This window comes from Kitasatospora sp. NPDC051702 (assembly GCF_040681575.1).
GTDB lineage: Bacteria > Actinomycetota > Actinomycetes > Streptomycetales > Streptomycetaceae > Kitasatospora.
On sequence record NZ_JBFAZB010000009.1, the window covers coordinates 103,521 to 128,667 of the forward strand.

At 74.2% G+C, this 25,147-nt stretch carries 22 protein-coding genes and 1 pseudogene; 12 read left to right on the top strand and 11 right to left on the bottom strand.

Going from position 1 to position 25,147, the window contains the following annotated elements; translation table 11 throughout:
* Positions 1-133: 133 nt before the first annotated feature.
* The 3 genes from AB0N04_RS10915 to AB0N04_RS10925 all read left to right on the top strand — a co-directional run bounded on the left by AB0N04_RS10915 (position 134) and on the right by AB0N04_RS10925 (position 1,600).
* A complete protein-coding gene (locus AB0N04_RS10915; RefSeq protein ID WP_360215412.1) occupies positions 134-640 on the top strand; it encodes a hypothetical protein in 507 nt (168 codons plus the stop codon).
* Positions 641-841: 201 nt separating this feature from the next.
* Positions 842-1,414: a GNAT family N-acetyltransferase gene (locus AB0N04_RS10920; protein ID WP_360215415.1), complete on the top strand. Its 573-nt coding sequence runs from the start codon at positions 842-844 to the stop codon at positions 1,412-1,414.
* Positions 1,415-1,462: 48 nt separating this feature from the next.
* A complete protein-coding gene (locus tag AB0N04_RS10925; RefSeq protein WP_360215418.1) occupies positions 1,463-1,600 on the top strand; it encodes a hypothetical protein in 138 nt (45 codons plus the stop codon).
* A 287-nt stretch (positions 1,601-1,887) separates the two neighbouring features.
* On the opposite strand, the gene AB0N04_RS10930 is transcribed toward AB0N04_RS10925, so the two are convergent.
* Entirely contained in the window at positions 1,888-2,736 is an 849-nt protein-coding gene (locus AB0N04_RS10930) for a YihY/virulence factor BrkB family protein (protein WP_360215421.1), read from the bottom strand.
* Positions 2,737-3,926: 1,190 nt separating this feature from the next.
* On the opposite strand from AB0N04_RS10930, the gene AB0N04_RS10935 reads away from it, so the two are divergent.
* Positions 3,927-4,157 (top strand): DUF6296 family protein, encoded by a 231-nt coding sequence (locus AB0N04_RS10935; protein WP_360215469.1) that lies wholly within the window; start codon positions 3,927-3,929, stop codon positions 4,155-4,157.
* A gap of 389 nt (positions 4,158-4,546) precedes the next feature.
* Here the strand turns inward: AB0N04_RS10935 and AB0N04_RS10940 are convergent, their stop codons facing one another.
* Positions 4,547-5,644, bottom strand: coding sequence for a glutamate--cysteine ligase (locus tag AB0N04_RS10940; RefSeq protein ID WP_360215424.1), 1,098 nt, complete (start codon positions 5,642-5,644; stop codon positions 4,547-4,549).
* Positions 5,645-6,238: 594 nt separating this feature from the next.
* On the opposite strand from AB0N04_RS10940, the pseudogene AB0N04_RS10945 reads away from it, so the two are divergent.
* From AB0N04_RS10945 to AB0N04_RS10955, 3 genes and pseudogenes are all read left to right on the top strand, one after another.
* A pseudogene (locus AB0N04_RS10945) lies at positions 6,239-7,345 on the top strand (molybdopterin cofactor-binding domain-containing protein); the annotation flags it as partial.
* Between the two features lie 162 nt (positions 7,346-7,507).
* Positions 7,508-8,299: an ABC transporter ATP-binding protein gene (locus tag AB0N04_RS10950; protein ID WP_360215427.1), complete on the top strand. Its 792-nt coding sequence runs from the start codon at positions 7,508-7,510 to the stop codon at positions 8,297-8,299.
* Entirely contained in the window at positions 8,293-10,698 is a 2,406-nt protein-coding gene (locus AB0N04_RS10955; protein ID WP_360215431.1) for an FtsX-like permease family protein, read from the top strand. Before AB0N04_RS10950 ends, AB0N04_RS10955 begins: the two co-directional genes overlap by 7 nt.
* A gap of 253 nt (positions 10,699-10,951) precedes the next feature.
* Here AB0N04_RS10955 and AB0N04_RS10960 read toward each other — a convergent pair whose 3' ends face one another.
* Positions 10,952-12,016 carry an aldo/keto reductase gene (locus tag AB0N04_RS10960; RefSeq protein ID WP_360215434.1) on the bottom strand — a complete coding sequence of 355 codons (1,065 nt, stop codon included), beginning with the start codon at positions 12,014-12,016 and terminating at the stop codon, positions 10,952-10,954.
* Positions 12,017-12,143: 127 nt separating this feature from the next.
* Here AB0N04_RS10960 and AB0N04_RS10965 point away from each other — a divergent pair, with 127 nt between their 5' ends.
* Positions 12,144-12,980: a helix-turn-helix transcriptional regulator gene (locus AB0N04_RS10965; RefSeq protein ID WP_360215437.1), complete on the top strand. Its 837-nt coding sequence runs from the start codon at positions 12,144-12,146 to the stop codon at positions 12,978-12,980.
* 277 nt (positions 12,981-13,257) lie between these two features.
* Here AB0N04_RS10965 and AB0N04_RS10970 read toward each other — a convergent pair whose 3' ends face one another.
* Genes AB0N04_RS10970 through AB0N04_RS10980 form a run of 3 tightly spaced genes read right to left on the bottom strand, consistent with a single transcriptional unit; the run spans position 13,258 to position 15,059 of the window.
* Positions 13,258-13,572: a hypothetical protein gene (locus AB0N04_RS10970; protein WP_360215440.1), complete on the bottom strand. Its 315-nt coding sequence runs from the start codon at positions 13,570-13,572 to the stop codon at positions 13,258-13,260.
* Positions 13,569-14,555 carry a protein kinase gene (locus AB0N04_RS10975; RefSeq protein ID WP_360215443.1) on the bottom strand — a complete coding sequence of 329 codons (987 nt, stop codon included), beginning with the start codon at positions 14,553-14,555 and terminating at the stop codon, positions 13,569-13,571. Before AB0N04_RS10975 ends, AB0N04_RS10970 begins: the two co-directional genes overlap by 4 nt.
* 36 nt (positions 14,556-14,591) lie before the next feature.
* Positions 14,592-15,059, bottom strand: coding sequence for a hypothetical protein (locus AB0N04_RS10980; protein WP_360215446.1), 468 nt, complete (start codon positions 15,057-15,059; stop codon positions 14,592-14,594).
* Between the two features lie 578 nt (positions 15,060-15,637).
* On the opposite strand from AB0N04_RS10980, the gene AB0N04_RS10985 reads away from it, so the two are divergent.
* From AB0N04_RS10985 to AB0N04_RS11000, 4 genes are all read left to right on the top strand, one after another.
* On the top strand, positions 15,638-16,462 hold the full coding sequence (locus tag AB0N04_RS10985; protein ID WP_360215471.1) for an inositol monophosphatase family protein: 825 nt from the start codon (positions 15,638-15,640) through the stop codon (positions 16,460-16,462).
* Positions 16,463-16,557: 95 nt separating this feature from the next.
* A complete protein-coding gene (locus tag AB0N04_RS10990) occupies positions 16,558-17,154 on the top strand; it encodes an NAD(P)-binding domain-containing protein (RefSeq protein ID WP_360215449.1) in 597 nt (198 codons plus the stop codon).
* 242 nt (positions 17,155-17,396) lie between these two features.
* Positions 17,397-17,780, top strand: coding sequence for a hypothetical protein (locus AB0N04_RS10995; RefSeq protein WP_360215452.1), 384 nt, complete (start codon positions 17,397-17,399; stop codon positions 17,778-17,780).
* 211 nt (positions 17,781-17,991) lie between these two features.
* A complete protein-coding gene (locus AB0N04_RS11000) occupies positions 17,992-18,552 on the top strand; it encodes a GNAT family protein (protein WP_360215454.1) in 561 nt (186 codons plus the stop codon).
* Positions 18,553-18,567: 15 nt separating this feature from the next.
* Here AB0N04_RS11000 and AB0N04_RS11005 read toward each other — a convergent pair whose 3' ends face one another.
* The 5 genes from AB0N04_RS11005 to AB0N04_RS11025 all read right to left on the bottom strand — a co-directional run bounded on the left by AB0N04_RS11005 (position 18,568) and on the right by AB0N04_RS11025 (position 25,144).
* A complete protein-coding gene (locus AB0N04_RS11005; RefSeq protein ID WP_360215457.1) occupies positions 18,568-19,386 on the bottom strand; it encodes a glycine betaine ABC transporter substrate-binding protein in 819 nt (272 codons plus the stop codon).
* Positions 19,387-20,042: 656 nt separating this feature from the next.
* Positions 20,043-20,462, bottom strand: a complete 420-nt coding sequence (locus tag AB0N04_RS11010; RefSeq protein ID WP_360215460.1) for a hypothetical protein — start codon at positions 20,460-20,462, stop codon at positions 20,043-20,045.
* 801 nt (positions 20,463-21,263) lie between these two features.
* Positions 21,264-22,559, bottom strand: coding sequence for a hypothetical protein (locus AB0N04_RS11015; RefSeq protein WP_363364004.1), 1,296 nt, complete (start codon positions 22,557-22,559; stop codon positions 21,264-21,266).
* A 460-nt stretch (positions 22,560-23,019) separates the two neighbouring features.
* Positions 23,020-24,384, bottom strand: a complete 1,365-nt coding sequence (locus AB0N04_RS11020) for a hypothetical protein (protein WP_360213489.1) — start codon at positions 24,382-24,384, stop codon at positions 23,020-23,022.
* On the bottom strand, positions 24,374-25,144 hold the full coding sequence (locus AB0N04_RS11025) for a hypothetical protein (protein ID WP_360213487.1): 771 nt from the start codon (positions 25,142-25,144) through the stop codon (positions 24,374-24,376). Before AB0N04_RS11025 ends, AB0N04_RS11020 begins: the two co-directional genes overlap by 11 nt.
* Positions 25,145-25,147: the final 3 nt, after the last annotated feature.

Genomic DNA, 25,147 nt, shown 5'->3' on the forward strand with positions numbered 1-25,147 from the left:
CCCGGCCCCGCCGATCGCCGCCGCCCGGCTCGGCCGGAGGCCGGGCCCCGGGCCCGTGCGACCGGCTGTCAGCGGTGGCTGGCAGGGTGTGCGTGACACGTACGTACGGTCACGTGAAGATCGGAGCCTGACGATGCTGCCCGCCATTGCCGAGCGCGACGAGTTCGCCGCACTGGTCATCAGAACCGACTTCAGCGACGACCGGGCCTGGCAGTCCGTGCTGGCAGAGCTGTCGAAGCCGTGGGAGTTCGACGGAAGCGACGATGTCGACCCCCACCTCCACGTGGTGGACGATCCGGCCTGGTCGGGTGCGACGCCCGATGCCGTGATCGCCGCGCTCTCGGGCGATCCGGAACTGAGCGTCGTCTACCTGGCGGACGGCGTCGCCATGGAAGGGCGCGAGCACACCCTGCTGGTGGTGTCCGTGCCGACCCGCGAGGAGTGCGCGAGCGACGAGGAGTACACGAGCGACGAGGAGCACGCGAGCGACGAGGAGTTCGAGGCGGACGGCGGCACCGTCCGGACCGTTCCCGCCGGCATCGGTGACATCCACGCGAACCTGTCGATCGCCAATCTCGCCTTCGCGGACATCGTCGAAGCCGCCCGGAACGACCCCTCCGGCATCTTCCGGTCCTTCTGAGAACCCGCCGTGTGAGCTGGTCGAACTCCGGGGGCCCGTCCAACTCGCCACGGGGCCCGCCCGTTGAACGGCGCGACCCGGTCGGGCTGAGGCGGCGGCCGGCGGAGAGCCGCCCAGAGCACCAACCGGGGCGACCGCCGTGCCCGGCGGGACCGCAAAAGCGGTGGACAGCCTTCCGGCCGCCGGGCGAGCATCTCCGCGATGAACAGCGAACCCCACCCCACCAGCCCCCAGCGCGTCCGTTTCGTCGAGCTCGGTGCGAAGGCGCTGAGGGCGCTCGCCGACGGCGACCTCGCCGGCGCCAGCGCCGAGGCGGGCGTGGCCCTGGACCCGCACTTCGTCGGCGACCGGGCCCGCTGGATCTTCGGCTACCGCGCCGACCAGCTCGCACGGGAGCCGGAGGCCGCGCCGTGGATCACGCGGGCCGTGGTGTCCGAGCCGGACGGGGTCGTGGTCGGCGACGCCGGGTTCCACGGGCCGCCGGACGAGGACGGCACGGTCGAGGTCGGCTTCACCGTCGTGCCCGGGCACCGCCGCCAGGGCTACGCCCGCGCCATGCTGGAGGCGCTGCTCCGCAGGGCCGCCGCCGAACCCGGCGTCAGGACCGTGCGGGCCAGGGTCAGTGCCGACAACACCGCCTCCCTGGCCACCGTCGCGGGCTCCGGGTTCACGCGCGTCGGCGAGCAGGGAGACGAACACGACGGGCTCGTGATCGTCTTCGAGGTCCAGGCGGACGCGATCCGGACCGGGCACCCCACGGCTCCGCGGCCATGACGTCCGTCCCGGTCGAGCCCTGACCGAGTCGTGGGACATGGCGGCAGGGTGGCCGGGTCAGAAACTCCCGACCCGGCCACCCGCCCGAAGTGGGCCGCTCCCGCCGTGCCGTCCTCCGGGCTCCACCGCGGGACCCTGACGGCACTCATCGACCACGGCTTCCGCTGGTTCCGCTTCGACGGCTGAAGCCTGGCCGACGCGCTCGGGCAACCGGCCGATCCGCCCGCCCCGACGGCTGCCGGGTCACTGCGGCCTGCCGGTCACGCCAGGCACGCCCGTTCGGACCGTTGCCGGTCCTGTGACCAGCAGCGGAAGGACCGGGGAGCCCAAGTGCAGCCGGAGGCCGCCCGTGCCGCCGACGCCGCGCTGCGCCCGTGCCGGCGAGGACCACCGGCGGTCGTGGAGCGCCGGTGCGGTGGCGCTCGACGAACACGAAGCTCAGGAGGAACGGCCCGGCACCTCGTGGAGCAGCTTCAGCCTTCGGCCGGTCGGGGGCTGCTGACGGGTGGCTGAACCGTGGCTCCGGATACGCCGGCCGGCCCGGCGGCGTCGCGGCGTAGTTCCGCTGCGAACTGTGCACCCGCCAGCAGCGCCAGGTTGGAGAGCCACAGCCAGATCAGGAACAGCACCGTCCCCGCAAGCGAGCCGTACAGGCGGCTGTAGGTGCCCAGGGCGCTGGTGTACAGCGTGAAGCCGGCCGAGAAGGCCAGCCAGAGCGCCGCCGCCAGGGCTCCGCCGGGCAGGCTGGTGTGCCGCCGCCGCGCCGGTTCGGGGCCGGTCCGGAAGACGACCAGCACCAGTACCGCCACCACCAGCAGCAGAACGGGCCAGCGGACGAGCGACCACACCAGCGGTACCGTCCCGCCCAGGTGCAGAGCCCGGCCCACGCCCTCGGCGACAGGACCGCTCAGGATCAGGGCCAGGGCGCTCACCGCCAGCAGTACCAGCAGCACCGCCGCCGTCGCCACGATCCGCGGGGCCTTGCGCAGCGGGGAGCGCCGGTCGCTGGTGCCGTGCATCCGGTGGAGCGCCCGCCGGAACACCGCCAGATAGCTGCAGCACGACCACAGCGCGCTGCCGGCGCCCGCTGCCAGCAGTGTCCAGCCGGTCGAACCACCGCCCAGTGCCTGGGACAGCACTCCGCCCAGCTGCGCGCCGGCCTGGCCCGGCACCAGCCCGGCCAGGTGCGCCGCCGCGTCCCGGGCCACCGCCGGGCTGATCAGTGCGAAGCCGACCACCGTGGCCAGCAGTGCCGGCAGGACCGCCAGGATCGCGTAGTACGTCAGGGCTGCGGCGAAGTCGGTGACGTCGTCGTTCCACATCGTCAGCGGCGTGCGCCGCAGGGCCCGCCACCACCGTCCGTCGCCACCCGACGACCGAGCCACCGCACACCCCCAACTGCCCAGGAGACCGAAGGCGTCCGATCGGACGCCTCGGCCGCCTGCCCGCTCCCTACGATGCGAAACGCCTCATCCGCATGACGTCCGTATGACGGCTGTCGTGCCAGTCGGTGAGCCGGACTGACCGGGTTCTGCAGCAGGGCCACCAGGGCACGGGGCGTGGCTCCGGCAGGGCCGCGGGGGAGCGGCGCACGTCGTGCGCGCCGTCTCCGTCCAGGGCCCGGGCCGCCCGCTCGTCGAACGTCCCGGGTGGGCCTCGAAGCGCACCCGGTTCTGTGCGTGTCCCCCTTCCGAGGAGCCACCGCAGTGCCAGCCGTCGGACGCGTGCACGGACCACCCGGGGGTTGTGCTGTCGGCGGGCACCGTTGGCGGCGGCTCCTCTGTCAGGGCCTCGAGCCGAGGCTTGCCGGACGGCTGCCCGTCCCTGGCAGGCGGGAAACGACCGTGCCGCCGCCAACGGAATGGACCTGGTGGGCGTCGCCGCGCGGCTGGGGTCGAGGAGGGCGGCGACGCCCTGTCGGGCGCCTGGGCAGCGGGTGCCGGTCCAACCCCCTTGGCCGCGTCGACGGCGGCCGGCAGACGGGGGAGGAGGCGTCCTTCCGGGCTGTGGGGTGGCGCAGTAGCCTGAAAGATTCACCCGCATGCGAAGGGGTTCTCTGCTGATGCGTCCGAACTGGGACCCGGCGTCGGTCGGCGAGATTCTCGAACCAGCCGGTTCGGTACCGGAATCGGTCCTGTGCCGGGCGCGCAGGACGATAGCCGCTCACGCGCTCGACCGCGAAGACTGCAGGCGGCTTCTGGAGGCGTTGGGCCTCGCGGAGGACGAGCCGTCGGCGACCCCGGGACATCAGTGACCGGACCGAAGCCGCTGTGGTTCCCGCGAGCCAGTGCCGCAGGCGCTTGCTCGAGGAGACCTGAGCGGGTGAGGGCTGGTCACTGACCACCTTCGGACTGGTCGGGTTCCTGCGGGCCGACACCTGTTCGGGCCTTCTGGGAGTAGCCTCCGGCCGGACGGCGGGACGGGCCCTTGGTCCCCTGGTCACGCCGGTGCTTCGAGGGGCCCTGCTCCTCGCCGCGCGGGCTTCGCTCTCCACGCTCTGCCCTGGCACCCCCTGCTCCTCCTCTTTCGAGGGTTCGCGCCCCCGGGCCGGGTCGGACACGCCCGTCCCAAGGTGCTGCTGGTGCATCTGAGCGACGACGTGGCTCCCGGTGGCGGCCACGTGTGGAAGGACCCCGCCGGGCTGTGGCGGCTGCGGATCGAGGGGGAGGCGGCGACCGTGCTGTCCGCGCCCGACGACTACGCCGACGGCCATCCGGTTCTGCACGCCGTCGCGATGCCCTGAGGACCGGTCGACGCCTGCCTGCCCGCGTTGTCCGGGTCTCAGAGGGCGGTGGTCCCACCGGCACCACCACGGGCCGTCGGCGGGGCCGGTCAGGCTCACGGGGCTCCTGCGGCGCATGTCCACGCCCTGGCATGCTGCCACGCCGGGGCGGTCGGCCCCGCCAGGGCGGTGGAGACGGGGACGGGGAACGACGGGGACGCGCCCGACGGGATGCGCTCGGTCCCGGGGAGACGGCGGTGGCCCTCGGGCCGATGACGGTCTAGGCAGCGCCGGCCGTCCCGGAGCCCGCCCTCGACGGGGCCGCCGGGACGGCCCCGGGCCACGGGCGCCGGGCACACCGCCGACCAGGCCCGGGCTGCGGGGAGGTCGGCTCCGGGGAGCGGGGGAGCTCAGTGGCCGGTGGTCTGGTCGGTGAGCATCGCCACGAGGCCGGTCCGGCCTTCGGTGCGCAGTCGGCGCAGCTGGCGTCGGGCGCCGTTGCCCTCCCGCAGCAGGCGTTCCAGCGCGGGGGCGATGTGGCGCCCGTCCCCGGTGCCGTCGATCACCGGGCCGGTGTGGTCGAGCAGGGCGGCCACGGCATCGGCAACGGGGGCCAGACGGTCGGAGGTCGGGTCGAACACGGTGCCCGTGCAGCCGTGCCGTGCACTGTGCCACATCGCGGCCGCCAGGAGTTCCGGTTCGACGGGCGGGGGCCGGTGTCCGGATCGCGCGTCGGTGAGGGCTCGGGTGGCCAGGGCCCTCACGATTCCCGCGAGCATCACCGCTTCGTCGGGCCGTACCTGGACGTCCATGGCCCGGATCTCGACGGTGGGGAAGTGCTCGGAGAGGCGGATGTGCCAGTAGATCTGCCCGAGGTCGCCTATCAGCCCGCGTCCGACCAGGCCCGTGGTGCGCCGGTCGTAGTCGTGCGCGCCGTCGAACACCGGCGGCGGTCCGCTGACGGGCCAGCGGCCGAAGACGAGGGTGCGCCAGCTCGCGAACCCGGTGTCGGTGTTGTGCCACAGCGGCGAGTTCGCGGCGAGCGCGACCAACAGGGGCAGCCAGCGCCGCAACCCGTTCATCACCGTGACCCCGGCCGCACGGTCGGGAATGCCCAGGTGGACGTGCATGCCGCAGATCATCTGCTCATCGGTGAGCATCCGGGCGTCGGCGTGCATGGCCTGGTAGCGGGCGGTGTCGGTCACCGGCACGGGCACCCGGTCGGCGAAGGGCGCCGCACCAGATGCGACCAGGCGGCAGCCCTCCTGCCGGGCGGCTTCGCCCAGGGCCAGGCGCATGCGCAGCAGATGGCCGCCGGCTTCCTCCAGGCCGTGGCAGACGGGGGTGGCGACTTCCAGCTGGGCCTGGAGGAGTTCGTGCTGGACCTCGTCGCGTTCCAGGGCGGGCTGGAGACGGGCGGCGCGGCGTACCTGGGCGGCGCGGGCCACCGGGAGGCCGGTGGCCGGGTGGAGCAGGAGGTACTCCTCCTCGATGCCGAGGGTCAGCATGCCGGGCGGGTACCCGTGCGCCGGGCGCGTATGCGCCCGCGGTCCGCCCGTGGCCGCGGGCGTTCCTGGGGTCCGTGAACGGTGAGGCGCAGCACGCGGTCGCCGTGGCTGTCAGGTCCGGGCGGCTCTCAGGTCAGTGCGCCGGGCCAGGCCCGGGTGGCGTCCCGCTCGGGTGGTGCCCGCGTCGGCGGGCTCGGTGGCACAGCCCGGGGGAGGGGGCAGGTCGGGCAGGAGCGGTGCCGGCCGGCGAGGCGGCCGGCGGGGCAGTGGCGGCGCCGGGGGTAGCGGCGCGGTCGGTGCGGCGATGGCGGTCATGGTCTCGACCCCTCTTCTTCCTCGGCCCGGCCCCTGACAGCGGGCGCCTACCCGTGCCGGGTGCCCCCACGCCCGGTTCCGCCGTCGGGCGGTCCTCCGGCCGCCGCCGGCCGTCCGGACAGGGGACCGCAGCGGCAGGCTGCGGCATGCGGGTGGTCTGCCCGGCGCGCCCGCGCGGGTGCCCGGAAGCCGGGTGCCAGTGCGTCCGGCGCCGACTTCCACCCCACCGAAAGGACCGTGCATGGACGCGATCGTGCTGCTGAGGGAAGACCACAAGAGCGGCTCGCCGCGCTCGACGTGCCGGTGCCGTCCTGGATGCGCGCTCCCGGCGAGTGTCCCGGCATGTTCGGCCCGGAGGTGGCGATGGACGAGCTGGCCGAGCGGCTGGGCGTGGACCCGGTCGAGTTGCGGGTGCGCAACGAGCCCGCGGTCGAGCCCGGCTCGGGCAGGCCGTTCTCCAGCCGCAACCTGGTGGGCTGCCTGCGGGAGGGGGCGGCGCGGTTCGACTGGCCGCGGCGCGACCCGCGGCCCGGGGTGCGCCGGCGCGGCGACTGGCTGGTCGGTACGGGCGTCGCGGCCTCCACCTATCCGGTCAGCCGCATGTCGAAGTCGACGGCGGTGATCCGGTGGGAGGGCGGGCGCTTCGTCGTCGAGATCGGCGCGGCCGACCTCGGCACCGGGACGTGGACGACGCTGGCGCAGATCGCCGCGGACGCCCTCGGGGCGCCGGTGGGGGAGGTGGAGGTGCGCATCGGTGACACCGACTACCCGGTGGCGTCGGTGGCCGGAGGCTCCTCGGGCATGACGACGTGGGGCTCGGCCGTGGTCGAGGCCGCGCGTGCCTTCCTGGCCCGGTACGGGGCCGAGCCGCCGGAGGGGGCCGAGGCGCTCGGCTCCGTCGGGCCGGCCGACGACCGCTACGCGATGCACGCCTTCGGGGCGCGGTTCGCCGAGGCGCACGTCCACGCGGACACCGGTGAGGTGCGGGTGCCGCGGCTGCTGGGCGTGTTCGCCGCGGGTCGGATCATCAACCCGCGCACGGCGCGCTCGCAGTTCGTCGGCGGGATGACGATGGGGCTGTCGATGGCGCTGCACGAGAGCGGGGTGCTCGACCCCCGTACCGGGCACGTCGTCAACCACGACCTCGCGGACTACCACGTGGCGGCCAACGCGGACGTCGTCGGGATCGAGGCGCACTGGCTCGCCGAGCAGGATCCGCACGTCAACGCCGTGGGGTCCAAGGGCATCGGGGAGATCGGCATCGTCGGCACGGCCGCCGCGGTGTCGAACGCGGTGTGGCACGCCTGCGGCGTGCGGGTGCGGGACCTGCCGATCACGCTGGACAAGGTGCTGCCGGCGCTGGAGCGCCCGGCCCCGCCCGGGTGAGGGGCGCGGCGGCCGTCGTCCCCCGGCCCGCTGCCCCCGGCCCGCCGCGCGTCCGCCACGGCCTGACAGGCCGGACGTGCCCGAACTCAGCCCTCGATCGGCTCCCAAGCTGGTATGACTGTCACCTCTTTCAATGATCATTCAGCTCGGGGGCAGTTCAGCATGGTGCAAGACAGCGCGGTCGTCGCGCTGACCGGAGTCCGGCGGGTGTACGGCAGCGGTGAGAGCCGGGTCGCGGCCCTGGACGGGGTGACCCTGGAGTTCCCGGCCGGCTCCTTCACCGCGGTGATGGGGCCGTCCGGCTCCGGAAAGTCGACCCTGCTCCAGTGCGCGGCGGGGCTCGACCAGGTGGACGAGGGCCGGGTCCGCCTCGCCGGAGTGGACCCGCGCGGCATGTCGGAGACGGCCCTGACCAGGCTGCGCCGTGAGCGGATCGGCTTCGTCTTCCAGTCCTTCAACCTGCTGCCCACGCTGACCGCCCGGCAGAACGTCGAGCTGCCGCTCCAGCTGGCCAAGAAGCCGCCCCGGCCCGCCGACGTCGACCGGGTACTGTCCGAACTGGGCCTGGCCGCGCGAGCCGCGCACCTGCCGAGCGAGCTCTCGGGCGGCCAGCAGCAGCGCGTGGCCATCGCCCGCGCCCTGGTCACCCGCCCTCAGGTGCTCTTCGCCGACGAGCCGACCGGGGCCCTGGACTCCCGCACCTCCCGGGAGGTGCTGGCGCTGTTGCGCCGGATCGTCGCCGAGCACGGGCAGACGATCATCATGGTGACCCACGACCCGGTGGCCGCCTCGTACGCCGGGCGGGTGGTCTTCCTCGCCGACGGCCGGGTGGTGGACGAGCTGGCGGACCCGACGGCCGAGGCGGTCGCCGCCCGGATGGCCGCGCTGGAGCCGGCCGACGACGAACCCGGCGGCGCCGGCCGCGACCACCTCGAGGAGGCCGCGGCGTGCTGAAGCTGGCCATGGCCAACCTGCGCAGCCGCTGGACCGCCTTCGCCGGGGTGTTCGCCGCCCTCGTCCTGGGCACCGGGCTGATCTCGATGATGTCGCTCGTCCTGGCCGCGACCGCCGGTACGCCCCACCCCGCGCCCCAGCGGTTCGCGGCCGCCACGGCCGTGGCCGTGCCCGCCGACGCGCGCGGCGAGGCGGCCCGGCTTCCCACCGGGCTGCCGGCCACCGTGGCGGGCGGTGCGCCGGCCGGGGTCGTCGCCGACCGCACCTTTGCGGCCCGCCACCCGGGCGGCCCGTCCGACGCCGTCGGACACGGCTGGTCATCGGCAGCCTTGACGCCGTACCACCTGACGACCGGCCGGGCGCCGGTGGCGGACGACGAGATCGTGCTGACCGGCGGCGCCGAGCTGGTCGGCCACCGGATCCCACTCGCGACCGCGGCCGGACGCTCCGCCTACACCGTCGTCGGCGCCACCGAGCAGCGCTGGTTCGAACACGCCGCCTTCTTCACCGACGCCGCCGCCGCGCGGATCTCGCCACCCGTCAACGCACTGGCGACCACCGGCCCGGCAGCCGCCCTGCCGACAGCCGACGGCGTGCTGCTGCTCACCGGGCAGGACCGCCGCCAGGCCGATCCCGACCCGTCCGGCGGTGCGGACCAGCTGCTGAACGCGCAGGCCATGGCCGCCACCACCAGTGGAATCGCGGTCTCGGTCGCGGTCTTCATCGTGATCGCGACCTTCGCCTTCTCGATCGAGCAGCGCGGCCGCGAGCTTGCGCTGCTCCGGCTGACCGGGGCCACCCCGTGCCAGGTGGCCGGCCTGGTCCTGGCCGAGGCCGGACTGGTCGGCACGGCCGGGTCGCTGCTCGGGTCGCTGCTCGGGGTGGCGGGCGCCGGCGTGCTGCGCGGGTGGATGGTCCACCACGGTGTCGCACCCGGATGGTTCGACGTCGGCGCCGATCCGCTCGCGCTGCTGCTCGCCGCTCTCCTGGGCGTCGCCGCCGCGCTGTCGGGCGCCGCCGCCGTCGCCGTCCGGGCCGCCCGGGTACGCCCGGTCGCGGCGCTGCGGGACTCCGCCGCGAACAGCCGGGCGATGACCCCGCTGCGCTGGGTACTGGCCCTGGGCCTGTTCGCCGGCGCCGTCGCGACCGGCTGGACGATCACTGCGACCTCACCCGAGTACGCGGTGAACGCCCGCAAGTACGGCGCCGTGCCGCTGCTCTTCGTCGGCGGTCTTGCCCTGCTCGCGCCCGTGCTGCTGCGGCCCGTCGCCCGGCTGGCCACCTGGCCGCTGGCCCGGCTCGGCGCGGGTCCGCTGATCGTCCGCCAGAACACGCTCAACGCCGGGCGCCGGACCGCCGCCACGGTCACCCCCGTGGTGGTGGCCGTGGGGTTGGTCGCGGCCATGATGAGCATGCAGGGCGCCGGCGACGGGGCCCGCGCCGATCTCGCGCGAAGCCAGACCCGTGCCGCCGCCGTGGTGCTGCCCCTGGACGGCGGGCTGCTGGACCGTCCGACGGCCGCCGCGCTCGCGAACCTGCGGGCCACCACGGTCACCCCCACCCGGCTGGAGATCAGCGGCGCCGACGGCACCGTCCTGGACTCGCTCAGCGGAAAGGCCGTCCGGCCCGACGCACTCGGCTCGGTGCTGAAGCCGACCGTGGTCGCCGGCTCACTGACCGGGCTCGGCGACGACTTCCTGGTGGTCGACGAGCACACCGCCCGCAGTGACGACCTGTCACCGGGGCAGACCGTCACCTGCTGGCTCCCGGACGGGTCACGGACCGCACTGCGCATCGCGGCGGTGGTCCGGACCGGTCTCAACGGCGACGACACCTACCTCTCGGCGGCACACACGGCGGGCGCACTGCCCGCGCTGGCCTGGCTCGACACGCCCGCCGACGCGGCAACGGCCCGGACGGCGCTCGACGGCCTGGACGCCGCGGTCGGACCAGCCGACCTCTACTTCGACCGCTCGGCGGCCAAGCAGCGCGCGCAGTCGCGGAACGCGAGCGTGGTCGTGCTCGGGATCTCGGTCGGCTACTCGCTGCTCTCGGTAGCCAACACCCTGGTCATGGCCGCGGCCGGCCGGCGGCGCGAACTCGCGGCACTCAACCTCGCCGGGGCGACCAGGGCCCAGACCCTGCGGCTGATCGCGGCGGAGTCCCTGCTCGCCGTGCTGGTGGGCACCCTGCTCGCCGCCGTGGCCGGCGCGGCGGTCGCGGCCACCCAGGCGACCGCGCTGCACCGCCTGGTGGGCGGGTTCGCGGCCACCGTCCCGTGGGCACCGCTCGCGCAGGTGGTGGTCCTGTGCGCCGCGGTCGCGGTGACCGCGGCCGTGCTCGCCGCCTGGCGCGTCACCCGCGGGCGGTCGATCGAGGCGGCGGGGGCGCGGGAGTAGTGGGGCTTGACGTGGAGGCCGAGCGCCACCCGGCACAGGCCGGCGGCTCCGCCGGCCCGTGCCGGGTACGGGTCACGCGCGAACCCGACGATGACGATGTGGTCGGCAGGCCCCTTCGACGGAGTCCGACGACGGAAGCCAGCCGGACGCGGTTCGCCCGGACGGTGAACCGACGGCTGCTCCCGACCGCGGGCCCGGCCCCGGTCCCTGACCGCGGATCCGGACCCCGGTTCCCGCAGCTGACGGCCGGCCGTCAGCTGCGGGTCTCGATCCGCAGGTCGCCGGTGGTCACCCGGCGGATGGGCTCGCTCGTCAGCAGCTCGTGCGGCTGGCCGAGGGCGATCGCGCCCGCCGCGTCGAGCCGGCCCAGCTGGGCGTCCGTCAGCTCGACCGCCAGGGCGCCCAGGTTGTCCTCCAGCTGGGCGGGGGTGCGTGCGCCGAGCAGCGTGCTCGTCACGCCCGGCTTCCGCAGCGTCCAGGCCAGCGCCACCTGGGCCGGGGTGCGCCCCAGCTCGCCGGCCACCTCCCGGACCACCTCGGCCACGCCGAGGCTGCGTTCGGTGAGGGTGCCCAGGGCTAGGTTGTGGCTCCGGCGGGTGCTCCCGTCGGGGCCGGCACCCGTCGCGCCCACGTCCTCCCGACCGTATTTGCCGCTGAGCACCCCGCCGCCGAGCGGTGAGTACGGGACCACGCCCAGGCCCAGCTCCCGGGCCATCGGGATCAGGTCGCGCTCCGCGGTGCGTTCGATCAGGCTGTACTCGACCTGCAGCGCGACCAGTGGCGACCAGCCGCGCAGGTCGGCGATCGCCTGCATCCGGGACACCTGCCAGGCCGGGGTGTTGGAGATCGCCACGTACAGCACCTTGCCCTGCCGGACCAGGTCGTCCAGGCCGCGCAGCACCTCCTCCACCGAGGTCCGGAAGTCCCAGACGTGCAGGTACAGCAGGTCGAGGTAGTCGGTGCCGAGCCGCCGCAGGCTGCCCTCCACCGAGCCGGACAGCGCCTTGCGGTGCCCGCCCCCGGAGTTGGGGTCGCCGGGGCGGCGCAGGGTCGAGTACTTGGTCGCCAGCACCAGGCGTTCGCGCTCCTCGCGGGCGAACTCGCCCAGCAGGCGCTCGGAGCTTCCGTCGGTGTAGGTGTCGGCGGTGTCGAGGAGGTTGCCGCCGAGCCCGACGTAGCGGTCGAACAGCTTGCGGGCCTCGGCCCGTTCGGCGCCCCACCCCCATTCGGTGCCGAAGGTCGCGGTGCCCAGGGCCAGCGGTGAGACCCGCAGTCCCGAGCGGCCCAGCAGTCGGTAGTCGTCCAGGGCCAGTGCCATCAGGCTCTCCTGTGCTCGCGTGTGTTCGTGTTCCGTTGCCGGGACCGAGTCTGCGGCGGCGGCCGACCCCTGATAAGGGAGGGACGTTCCTGGGAAGGCCGGTCCCACCCTGGCGGTTGGACCGGTCATGACGACACGCACCGTGGACACCACCGTCGAACTGGCGGCCTTCCTGCGAAGCAGGCGCGAACGGCTGGACCCGGAGCGGCTGGGCCTGCCCTCGCACCGGCGGGCCCGGCGCACGCCCGGACTGCGCCGGGAGGAGGTCGCCGAACTGGCCGGGGTCAGTACCGACTACGTGGTCCGGCTGGAGCAGGGCCGCGGGCTGCGGCCCTCGGCAGAGGTTCTGGCGGCGCTGGCCCGGGCCCTGTGCCTGGACCCGGGCGAACGCGACTACCTGTTCGACCTGGCCGGACGCCGCCGTCCCGGCACCACCGGCGGTCCGGACGCCGGTGTGGCCCCGTCGCTGGCCCGCCTGGTCGGCGACCTCTCGCCGCTGCCGGCCATGCTGCTGGACTACCGCTACGACATCCTCGCCTGGAACCCCGAAATGGCCCGCCTGCTACCGGGCTTCGAGGCCGTGCCGCCCGCACGGCGCAACGCGATGTGGCTGTGCCTGCTGCACCCGGAGATGCGCGGCTTCTACACCGACCGGGAGCAGGTGCTGCGGGACGGGATCGCCCACCTGCGCGCGGCATGGGCCGCGCACCCGCAGGACCGGGAACTGTCCGGCCTCATCGCCGAGTTCGCCGCACAGGACGAGGGCTTCGCCCGCTTGTGGGCCGAGCGGGAGGTCAGCGTCAACGGACGCGGCCGGAAGTCGCTGCGGCATCCGGTCGTCGGTGCGATCACCGTCGACTTCGACGTCCTGCTGCCGCTCCAGGACCCGGAACTGCGCCTGCTGGTCTACCGAGCCGCGGACGAGGAGAGCCGCGAGGCCCTTGACCGGCTCTGCGTGCGGTGACGGCCGCCCGGGAGCCCGGCCACCTGGGGGGCTCGGCCTCGCCGCGCGGACTGGGTGGCCGTCGCCCGAAACGGTGGGCCCGACCCGACAGCGGGGGCGAAGCGTCCGGCTCCCGGTCCGGTGACGTGCACCCCGTGGACTGGGAGAATCGAGGCTCCGGAACACCGGGACCAGCGGGACTGCGTGGAGACCATGAACGTGCTCTCTGAAGCGCGCGAGGTCGTGAGGGCGTACAGCACCACTTCTTCTCCCTCCAGGGGCGGGAAGGACTGCCGGACTAGGGCTCCTCGACGACGACGACGATCTCCTCGGAGCTGGAGGAACTGCTGGACGAGGAATGGTCGATGATGACGATCTCCTCGGAGCTGGAGGAGCTGCTGGACGAGTCGTCCTCGAGCGTGACACCCCGGTGCGGATCGGGGTGCCCGTCGCCCTCCGTGCGGGCGCGTTCGTCGTTCGTGCCCCCTGTGCCCGCTGCCCCGCTTCGGGCGCCCGTCCCCGTCGTGGTGGCCGCGGCGGCGGCGGTGGAGGCGGGAGCGAGGAGCAGTGCCGCGGTGGCGAGGAGGAAGGATCGGCGGGCTGGCTGGTTCATGGGTGTTCTCCGGGAAGGGTGAGGGTCAGGGCGCGGCGTAGGCGGTCGGTGAAGTGGCCGGTGGTGGGGTGGCGGGCGTCGGGGTCGGGGGCGAGGGCCTGCCGGAGGGTTTCCCGGAGGCCGGGCCAGACGGTGTCGGGCCAGCCGGTGAGGGGCCGGACGGGACGGGTGAGCCGGTGCTCCCGGGTGCGGGCCCGGCTGTCGGCGGCGGGCTGGTGGGGGTGTTGCCGGAGGACGCGGTGGAGGATCGCGGCCGCGCTGTACTGGTCGGCGGCCCTGGTGGGCGCGGGGCGCGGGCGGGGCGCGAGGCACTCGGGTGCGGCGTAGGCGGTGGTGGCACAGCGGTTCAGCGCGGCGCCGGCGGGGTCGCCGTCGCGTACGCAGCTGTCGAGGTCGATGAGCGTGAGGGTGCGGCCGTGGTCGAGGACGATGTTGCGGGGGCTGAGGTCGGCGTGGACGACGCCGTGGTGGTGGAGTCCTTCGACGGCGTGGCCCAGGGCCAGGGCGAGGTGGGTGAACAGCTCGGCGCTGTCGGCGGACCACGCGGCCATGGAGCGGTCGAGGTGGGGCAGCAGTTGGTGGAGGGTCAGCCCCCTCTGCCAGGTGGAGGCGAGGTAGTGCAGGTCGTGGTGGACGCCTTCGCCGAGGAGGCCGGCGGTGTCCGGGTGCGCGGCGGCGGCCCGCAGGCCGTGGACCTCGTTGCGGGCGCGGGCGAGTACGTCGGCCGGGGCGTCGCGGCAGGTGGTCTTGAGCGCGACGTCCCCGCCGTCGGGGGCCGTGGCCCGGAAGACGTTCTGGCAGCCCCGGCGGCGCAGCAGCCGCAGCGGCTCGTACCCGGCGACGCTGTCGCCCAGCAGGTGGGCGGGCTCGCGGCCGTGCGGGCAGCGGGCCGCGGGCCGGCGCGGTGGCGGCGGGCAGGCCCCGGACGCCTCCTGCCGGCCGGTCGGCGCCGCGGCGGCCCGTGGCGGGGTCGGCGGGGTCACCGGTGGCACCGCGCCGTCGCTGGCGGACGGGCCGGATCAGACACGGCTGACGGTGAACGGGATGCGCTTGGTGACGTCCTGGACGCGGACCTCGCCGCTGATCTTCGTGACGCGGGTCCCGCCGTCCGCGCAGACGACGCTGTCGCCGATCGCGTGACCGGCGTAGGAGACGAAGCGGATCTGGCCGCGGCCGCTCGTGTCGACCCTGATCTCGAAGGAGCCGATGGCGTACCGGGAGTCGCTGGGGCCGGTGGCGATCTCGGTCTTGAAGGTGTTGGCACCCGCGACGACCGGGGTGACGGTCATGGTGCGGTCGTTGCCGTTGGCGGAGGCGGCACCGGTGAACGGTGCGTCGAGGCCGGCCGCGCCGACGTAGTCGCCGACGGAACCCCCGCACGTGTCGACGGTGGCGGCGCCCGCCGCCGGCGCGGTGGTCAGCACGGCGGTCAGGGCGGTGGTCAGGGCGAACGCGGCGGCGGCTGCCGATCCGGGTCCTCTTCGCATTGCACGGGTCCTTTCCGGTGGACGGATCCCGGTCAGTATGCGAATCGTCCGGCCGTGGCGGGGGAGGCGCCGTCGTGCCGGGTGTCAGGATCACCGCAGCGGCGTAGTGCGTCCGGTCCGGCCCGGTCCGGTCCGGCCCGGCCCGGCCGACGGCAGCGGGTGTGGGCGCGGGCCGGGCGTCCCCGACACCGGTGCCGGGCAAGGGTGTTCGCGGGTGTTCGCGGGTGGGCGGTGCCGCGGCGCCCGGTCGTTGCGGGAGGCGGCGGCGCTGGCGACCGACCCCGCGACCCGCGGGATCGGCCAGTGGCGTCCGGCTGGAAGCGAGCCGACCCGCCTACGCCCACGCCGGGCTCGGCGAGCGGCGCGAGCCGATCCGCCGGGAGGGGGCGAGGAGCGGTCGAGGGCGGCGAGCAGTGCCCGTTCAGTTGCATGGGAGTCATCCTTCCCGTGCTTGACATGCACTTGAAGGTAACGTCGGGCCTGGATACCTTCGTCACCAGAGCGCAGGACGCACCGCACGACGCGGCTGGACCGGCCTCAACCACCCCTTCTCGCACGGGAGTACCGCCATGTCCGCAATGCCTCAGGCCACCGCCGCCGACCTCTCCGGCGCCACGCTCTCCGCCGCCGATCTGCTCGCCCGGACCACGGACGCGGTGCGCGCGGCCGGTGCGGCGCTGCGCGAGCGCTTCGGCGACGTGGTCCCCTACCGGACCCGCGAGGAGCTGATGGCCGCACTCGCCGCCAACGACGACGCGGCCCTCGCCATCCTGCGCCCCGCCCTCACCGAACTGCGCCCGGGCGCGGGCTGGGTGGAGGACGAGCTGGACGGCGGGGCGCTGCCGGCCGGCGAGTGGTGGGTGGTGGACCCGGCCGAGGGCAACGTCAACCACCTGCACGCCCTGCCGGAGTGGGCGGTCACCGCCACCCTGGTGCACGACAACCAGCCGGTGCTCACCGTCGTCCACCTCCCGCTGACCGGCGAGACCTACACCGCGCTCGCCGGCGCGGGCGCCCACCTCGACGGGCGGCCGCTGCGCGTCTCCCCGACCGAGGACCTGGGCCTGGGCATCGTGGCCACCAGCCAGGCCCGACCGGACGAGGACGAGGCGGTCGTGCGCCGGGTCGGCTCCTCGATCACCGCGATGCTCTCCGACGCGCTCGTGGTGCGCACCGCCGTGCCCGCGACGCTGCACCTGGTGAACGTGGCCGCCGGCCGGATGGACGCCTTCTGGCAGTTCGCCGGCGCCCGCGCGGACCTGCTGCCCGGCGCGCTGCTCGTCACCGAGGCCGGCGGGACGGTCTCCGACGCCCAGGGCCGCCCCTGGACCCCGCAGAGCGCGAGCTTCCTGGCCGCCACGCCCGGTGTCCACGCCGCGGCCGTCGCCACGCTCTCCCGCTGACCGCACATCACCACCCGCGGCCACAACCCACTGCCACCGCTCACGGCCACGACCCGCGGCCACAACCCATCCGCAACGAAAAGGACCTGACCACCATGACCACGATCGCAGTCCTCGGGAACGGCCGCGTCGGCGGCAACCTGGCCGCCGCCCTCACCCGGGCGGGGCACGAGGTGAGCGCGGTGGACCGCGCACCGGGCGCCGCCGCCGCTGCCGCCCGGACGGCCGAGGTCGTCATCAACGCCACCCCGGGCGCCGGCTCGCTGGAACGGCTCGCCGCCCTGCGCGAAGAGCTGCGCGGCAAGATCCTCGTCGACGTCTCCAACGCCACCGTCGACGGACCGGACGGACTGCCCGCCGACCTGATCTACCCCGGCTCCAGCCTGGCCGAGCAACTCCAGGAGGCTCTCCCGCAGACGCGCGTCGTCAAGACCCTCAACACCATGCTCTTCCCGGTGATGACCGCGCCGGCCACCCTCACCGAGCCGCCGACCGCGTTCCTGTCCGGCGAGGACCCGCAGGCCAAGCAGACCGTCCGCGACCTGCTCGCCGACCTCGGCTGGCACGAGGAGTGGATCACCGATCTCGGCGGCATCCACACCGCCCGCGCCACGGAAGCCGCGATCCTGTTCGTGCCGCACGTCATCCGCGCCAGCGGGTTCACGCCCTTCGCGATCTCGATCGCCCGCTGACCAGCCACCGCGCGACGGCCTCCGGACCACCTCAAGACCCGGCAGCCCAAGGCCGTCGACGAGGCCGGCAACCGGCTTCCGGCGCCCCCTCGGGACCAGCGCACCACGCCGCCGCCCGCGGCCACCCCGGCGGCGAGCGTCCGACACCGCCTGCCCCACCGCCCGGATGCACCCGGTCGTACGGAGTGGTCGACTCGAAACGACGGGAAGTCTCGGGGGCCGTCACGGAGAGGAGTCGAGCGATGCCGAAGGTATCCAAGCAGTCCGCGACGAACGTCCAGGAGTTCGGTCCGGTGACCGACCGCCGCGAGGAGATGAACGGCTACACCGTCGAATTCGTCTCCTTCGCGGCGGACGCGGACCTGGACGGGCCGCTTCAGTCGCTGCCCGACGGGCAGTGCCACTGCCCGCACTGGGGCTACGTCATCGCCGGGCGCATGCGCTTCGTCTTCACCGACCACGAGGAGGTGTACGAGGCCGGCGACGCGTTCTACCAGCCGCCGGGCCACCGGCCGTACGTCGACGCGGGGACGGAGCTGCTGCAGTTCAGCCCCACCGACGCGCTCGCCCGCACCGAGCAGGCCATCATCGACTGGATGGGCCGCCAGCAGGGCGGCACGCCTTAACTGCCCGGGTGGCACGGCTGCCTCGCCTCCGTGTGAGGGCCGGCGGTTCCGGGGCCGAAGGTGGACTCGAGGGTGCGGGCGGACTTCGGGGGCCGTGGTCCCCGACCGGGACGATCGCCCTGTCCACCGGCGTCGTAAAGCAGTGGACAGGCCTTCATCCGTTGGACGGGCATCTCCGCGGTGAACAGCGAATCCCGTCCCGTCCCCAGGCGTGTCCTTCGTCGAACTCGGTGCGAAGGCGCTGCGGGCGCTCGCCGACGGCGACCTCGCGGGCGGCAGTGCCGAGGCCGGTGTCGCCCTCGATCCGCATTTCGTCGGTGACCGGGCTCGTTGGATCTTCGGCTACCGTGCCTCCCAGCTCGCCCGGGAGCCGTCGGCCGCGCCCTGGATCACGCGGGCCGTCGTGTCCGAGCCGGACGGGGTCGTGGTCGGCGACGCCGGGTTCCACAGGCCGCCGGACGAGGACGGCACGGTCGAGGTCGGCTTCACCGTCGTACCGGCGCACCGCCGCCAGGGCTACGCCCGCGCCATGCTGGCGGCGCTGCTCCTCAGGGCCGCCGCCGAACCCGGCATCAGGACCGTACGGGCCAGGATCAGCCCTGACAACACCGCCTCCCTGGCCACCGTCGCGGGCTTCGGGTTCACACGCGTCGGCGAACAGGGGAACGAACGCGACGGACTCGTGATCGTCTTCGAGCTCCCGGCGGACGCGATTCGGACCGGGCACCTCACCGCCCAGGCAGACACCGAGATCGTCCTGGTCAAGCCCTGACTTTCGCCTCGGCTGTCAGTCGCCCGGGTGGATGCGGGGAAGCAGGTGCGGACGGCCCGCGAGGTAGCGGTCGGCTGCCTGCAGCGGCGTGAGGCCGGCGACGTTGATCAGGACGTCCAGTTCTTCGACACCCTCGTTGCCCGGCTCGAGTGCCGCGAGCCGGGCGAGTGCCTCCGGGCGGATCCGCTCGATCGCCTCGTTCCGAACCACCGGACTGGCCGCGTCGACGGTGCCCAGCAGGCCCTTCGGCTCCGTCAGCGGCCGCAGCCCGTGGAGGCGGTTGAGGTACTGGGGCCGCCAGAGCGGGATGACGAACCATTCGTGCCGGGCGAGCCCGCGTTCGACCCTGGCGACGAAGCCCGCTTCGTCGCCGGGGGTGAAGCGGTAACCGGCCCGGTCGAGGCCGTAGTCCGCCACCATGCGGGCCGAGAAGCGGCTGATGCCGGCTCCCGGGTTGACGCCGTCGATCACGCGTGTCATCCGCTCGGCCACCTCGGGGCGGGCGAGGTCGCCGACCTCTGCGACCTCGGCGGCGGGGACGTAGGGGGGTACCGCCCAGAGGCAGTACGGCTCGTAGTGCGGGGCGAGCACGGTGACCTCGTCCCGGTGTCCTGCCAGGTACTCATCGTGGCTCGACGGCAGCCAGGCGGACACCAGGATGTCGATCTCTCCGGCGGACTGACGGCGGAAGAGCTCCTCATGGGGCGCCTCCACCACCGAGACCGGGTGTCCGTGCGCTTCCAGGACCCGGCGGACGAGTGCCGCGGTGCCCCGGTGGAACGACAGGGCGATCGAGCCGACGGTCAAGGGACACGGGCGCGTTCGGCCGGACATGGCAAGAGTTCCTTCCGCAGGCTGACTGCCGGCCGACCTGGACCGCTCCGGCGTGTTGGGCACGACGGACGCTATGGGAGAGGTCGTGGTTACCCGCAAGGGCCATTGCTACCTTTTGGGTACTGTCGGCCGGCGGCCACGAGTGCGGAGCCGGGGCGTCGGCGCCGACCAGCACCGGGGCTCCCCTGAGCTGCGTCGGGCGCGCTGGGTCGCCTCGGGCGGTCCGGAAGCCGGGTCGCCCGCGGTCGGCGGAGCGGGCGCGCCCCGGGCCACTGGCGTGCTTGCGCCGGGCGTTCAGGTGAGTTCGCCGGGCTGGAGGTTGGGCAGACCGATGTGTCGGGCGACTCCTTCGAGTGCGACCCAGTGTGGAGGTGGCGCACGATGGCCCTGGCACACGACCGGGCGCCCTGGGAGGCCGGGAGCGGTGGCCCGCCGGATCGGAGCGTCCTGACCCTCGTCCCCCTCGTCGCCGGCACGATGCGGAGTACACGCTCGCCAGGCTCTCCGGTCGAGACGACCCTGGGCGTCGGCCTCGGCCTGCAGGGAGGTCAGGATCCCCTCCCGGATACCGTCAGAGCGGCTCCCACCGTCCTTGCTCAGATCTCCCCGCCCCATGACCAGTACAACGAGCTGCGACGTTCACAAGAACCGCGGTACTAGCCGTTCGGAGGCTTCGGGACCCTCGGGTCGAAGGGTGCGGTGTCGAGGGGCGGGGCCGCCGGAGGGTTCGGGGCGCTCCGAAGGCCCGGTGGTGTCCTCCGGTGCGCGGAGCCGCTCCGCAGGAGCAGCTTGCCGACCGTCTCGGCGACACCGGCGGCCAGGGCCGCCGCACCCACGATGATCACCAGGATCACCAGGACGTTCCGGTGCTCGCGTGCATCGGGGCACTCCACCGGCTCCGGCGTGCTGGTGATGGTCATGCTGTTCTCGCCCCTGGTCATGATCGTGTGGATCCTGCTGTGGGACCAGAGCGACCCGCAGTCCCCGCCCCTCGCCTCGACCGGCATGGCGCCCCAGAGCAGGCCCCCCAGGAGCAGGACCGCCCCCATCACCGTCAACCGCACTGCACCCGCCATCGTTCTTCCCCCCGACGTGTCCCCGTAGCGCTCTGTAGGGGCATACCGCACGGGCCGGGCGCTGTCAGCACCACGGGAGAGAGCTCCGGCGAAACTCGTCCATCTGCGGGTCCGGACGTCGACGCGCCCGTTCGGCGCCCCTGGGCCCAGCTGTCGGACCCTGCCTACCGGCCCACTGCATGTTCAACGGTCGTCGCAGGCACGGGGGGAGTCCGATGCGCGGGGCGGAGACGTACGGGAGGCCTGGGGCCGGATGGTCGCGTTGCTCGAACGGTACGACATCAGGCGCTTCGCCGCCGGTGGTCCGGCGAACCGGGAGGCCATCGGCCGGGCCGAGCGGCACCGTCCTGGTGTCGTGGGCCTGCGCGGCCCACGAGCCGTCGAGGGCGACCACCCGGAGCGCAGATTGACGGACCGGAACCGCCGTTTGACGCCCCGTCGTGCGGCAGGCCCAGCGGGGCACCGGTATGTCCTTGCCGCCGCCCCGCTGGCGTTGCCGGCCAGCCACGCCCGCCGATTCCGGCCCGCTGCGCCAGCGGCGCCCCTTGTCGTCAACGTCTGCTCCCGCAGCGGCTACCCCGTCGGCGCCCGCTCGCGAGCGGCTGCACGACCTCGTCGACCAGCGCCTCGCCCAGCAACAGACTGTGTTCCGGCTCCGCCCGGATCGCTGCAACCCACCGAAGCCTGCGCTCCGGCCGCCGATTCGCCCTCCTGCAGTCTTGCCTCGACGACCCCGCCCCGTCGCTTCCCCCGGGCGAGGCCGGGGGAAGCGACGGGGCGGGCGGCTCCCGGCGCTGTGGTTCAGGTCCGGCGGCGCAGCCGGCGGCCGAGCAGGACGGCGCCGGCACCGAGCGTCGCGAGCCCCGCGGCGAGGGCCGCCGGGAGGACGCCGGTCCCGGCTTCGCTCCCGGTGGCGGCGAGCTCCGCTGCGACGGGCGTGGCCGGCGCAGTCGGGGCGGGCGCGGTGGCGGGGGCGACCGGAGCGGTGTCGGTGGCGGGCGCGGCGACGGGCGCGGTGTCCGTGGCCGGCTTGGCGGCCGCGCCGGCCGCGGTGCCGGAGGTGCTGCCGGCACCCTGCTTGGTACCGCTGCCCGAGGCACCCGTCGTGCCCGGGGTCGCGGAGCCCTTGGCCGGGGCGATGACCGTGACGGTGCCGCCCTGGGCGCACATGGTGGTCCCGTGGAACGGGGTGCTCTCGTTGACGAAGACGCACGGGTTGATCTTGGTCGCCCCGAGCGGCGTGGTGGCGTCGTAGGACACCCGGACCCGGGTCACCGTGGTCTTGTGGGCGCCGATCGAGGAGTCGCGGCCCTGCAGGTAGACGCCGGGCTTGCCGTCCGGGTCGGCGTCGGAGACCTTCTTCAGCGTGGTCCAGCGGCCGTCCGCGGTGCGCACCTGGACGGTGGCGTGCGGGTCGGTGAAGAGCACGTTGCCGAGGTTGGCGTAGGCGGACGGGGTGGGGTTGGTCAGCACGGCGTCGAACTCGATCGGCTCGCCGCCGGCGACCGCCGTGGCGGGCAGGTGCGCCAGCGAGGTGCTGACGGAGTCGACGCCGATCTTCGCGAACCGCTCGTCCAGCCTGGGCCACGATCCCGGCTCGGTGAGGCGCGAGCCCAGGGTGATGGAGCGGAATCCGCCGTTGCCGGCGCCGTCGTGCGGCATGCCCATCGGGGCGCCGATGCGCATGTCCAGCTTCACGCTCCTTCCGGGCGCGACCGTGATGCCGTTGATCGTGCCGTTGTAGGTGACGTCGGTCTCCCCGTCGTAGAAGTCCAGCGGCACCGACTTCCAGGTGCCGTTCGCCGGGTCCTCGTAGTCGATCGTGATGGCGTGCTGGCGCGGCGTGCCCGGCTCGGTCTCGGTCTGCAGGACGAGCGTGTAGGTGGTGGTCTCGGTGCCGGTGTTGGTCACGGTCTCGGTGAACGCGACCGGCTGCCCGGCGAGGCCGACCGTGGCCGGTGCCTGGACGGCCAGGGTTCCGTGGGGCGCGCCCTGGGCGGAGGCGGCCTGGGCGGGGACGGCGAGCGAGCCGCCGAGTGCGGCGACCCCCAGCGCGGCGGCGGCGACGAGACGCCGGGAGCGGGTGTTGGCGGACATGGTTCCCCCCCCTGGGAAATGTGATGTGGGCATGCCAGGTACAGCGGGCGGCGTCCGGAGCGGATGCGCGTACGACTGCGACCGGGACGGCGAGTGGAGCGAAGCGGGCGAGGGGCGGCAACGGCCCGTGCGCCTGTCGGCCCACGGAGACCGGCTCGCGGTCGGACGAGGTCCGCCGCCTCCGGAAGGTGGCCCCCTTCCGTGCCTCTCACTGATACAGACGCGCGGCCCCCGCCGGGGTTGCAGACGGATCCGAAGAATTTTTCCCGGCCGTCTCCACGCCCTCCCGGAGCGGCTCCGTCAGTGCCCCTGCCACCGGGGGTGCGTGATCAACGATCTCGACGACATCTGACTGGTCCTCGATGGGGGACAGCACGGCCTCCGGGGTTGCGCAGCTGGCCCTCAGGTCGACGTCCTCCCTGAAGCGGAGTCACCCGTAGGACAATCAGGGCTGGGCCGCTTACGCCTGAGCCGACGACCGGTTGTTCCACCGCCCCTCCTCCGTCCTGTCGCGCAGGTGGGCGACGAGCCAGGGGACCAGCCGCGGGGCCGGCACGGCTGCCACCTGTTCGGTGGGGTGGAGGAGGCCGTGGGGGCACTGCTCGGCCGTCCAGACAGTCACCTGGGCCAGCGGGGCGGCGGGGTTCACGCCGACCTCTCCTTTCGGCCCGCAGGAGCTGTTGAAGGGCACGGCGATGCCCTGGTGGTTCCAGTACGTCCACGCCTCCGCTGCCTTCTGCTGTTCGAAGAGGTGGTACAGCTGCGGGTACCGGTCCAGGAGGCGGACCTCGCGGAACAGGAGCTGGCCGAGCAGCGGGGTGGCCGACGCCCGCAGCTCGTCGGCGCTCGCCGCGGTGAAGGAGAACGCGGAGGCGTCAGCGGTCGGTGCGAAGGCGGTGGCTGTGAAGCGGTGGGAGAGGCGGTCGCGGATGAAGCCGGCGGCGGCCTCGGACAGCCCCGGCTCGATGCTGTCGACGAGCTGGAGCAGCCGACGGTGGCCGGGGTGGAAGCGGCCGAGGTCGAAGAGGGTGCCCATGCCGTCGACGGCGGTGAGGGCGAGCTGCTTGTAGAGGTGGTTGTTCATCTCGCCCAGTTCGGCGTAGGCCTTCGTCGTGGTGCTGGTGGAGTGGAGCATCAGGTACTCGGCGACGGTTTCGAAGTAGAGGTAGCCGAGGTAGGACATCACCGGTACGGCGGAAGCCAGCCGGTCGAGGAGGTGCCCGGCTTCCGGGCGGGTGCGGCCGGTGGCGAGGTCGAGCAGCAGGTCGAGTAGCGGCGCGGCTGCGCGTACCCGGTCGGCCACCGACCGGGCCACCTGTTCGTCCTCGGCGGGGGTCAGAGCGTGGCGGTGGCGGTCGAAGGCCCGCAGGTGCACGGTGCCCAGGCGCAGGTAGTCCAGGCCTGCGGTTTCGGTCGGGCGGTCGGGGATGATCTCGATGACCAGGGGGGTGCTGTCGCGCCTGCTGTCCAGCTCGGGCCGGGTGTCGAGGAGGTGGGTGCCGAGGTTGTGCGGGCGCAGCGCGCCGCCGGACAGCGGGGTGAGGGGGGAGCCGTAGATCGCGCCGACGAGGCAGCCGGTGGAGGCGAGCAGGTGGCCGCTGGTGCGGATGACGTCCAGGGAGCGGGTCAGGTGCAGCAGGTGCAGGGGGCGGCCGGAGGCGAGGGTGGTGAGCATGGCGTTGCCGTCGGGCCGTAGGAGGTGCCCGTTGGGGGTGAGCTGGAGGCGCTGGCGCCAGTGGTTCGCGGCGGTGGCGAGGCCGGGGGGCAGGTGGGCGCCGGCGGGGGAGTCGAGGTCGGTGTGGGCGAGGTCCCAGTCAGCGTGCACGGGGCGTCTCCTCTTCGGTCGACAGGGCGCGGAGCGCCAGGTGGACGGCGTGGGTATCGGTGGCACCGTCGAGGCGGGCCTGTTCGGTGAGCACCACCAGCTCGTGGGCGAGGACGGGTGCCCAGGCGGGGGCCTGGAGGCGCAACTGGTGGAGGGCGGGCCACCAGCGGGTGGCGGGGAGGCGGTAGCGGTCGAGGGCATCGGCAGCCTTGAGCAGGTCGACGGCCAGCCGGTGGCGTCGGTAGGCGGTCTGCTGCCTGGGGGTGAACGTGTGATGGGGGAGGTCGTGGAGGGCGACGGTGGTGATCGCCTCAGGACTGGCGGTGTGGCCGAACGCGGTGTGGAGGCTGGCGGCGTGCTGGGTGAGCCAGTCGGCGGCGCGCCGGCCGTGGCCGGGGTCGGTGCGGTCGTTGAGGCGGCGGCAGTCGTGGCAGGCTGCTGCCGCGGCGAGCGCGAGCACGCGGCCGGATGCGAGGCGGTGGCCAGCGGCGAGCAGCTGGACAAGGACGGCGACTCGGGCACCGTGCAGGATGCCGTGGATGGAGGTGGCGGTCTCCGTGCGGGCGAACCAGGACCGATCGGGTACCAGGACTGTCGCGGGGTGTGGCAGTCTGGGCCGCGCACCCGGACCGGCCGGCCGCTGGCTGGCGATCCACGCCAGCGTCGGCCGGTCCATCACCTGGTGGTCGGGCAAGTGGCCCGCGGCCGCCAGCTCGTGCAGCGGCCGACGGGGGGCGGCGGTGGGTGTCGGAGAGTTCATCGA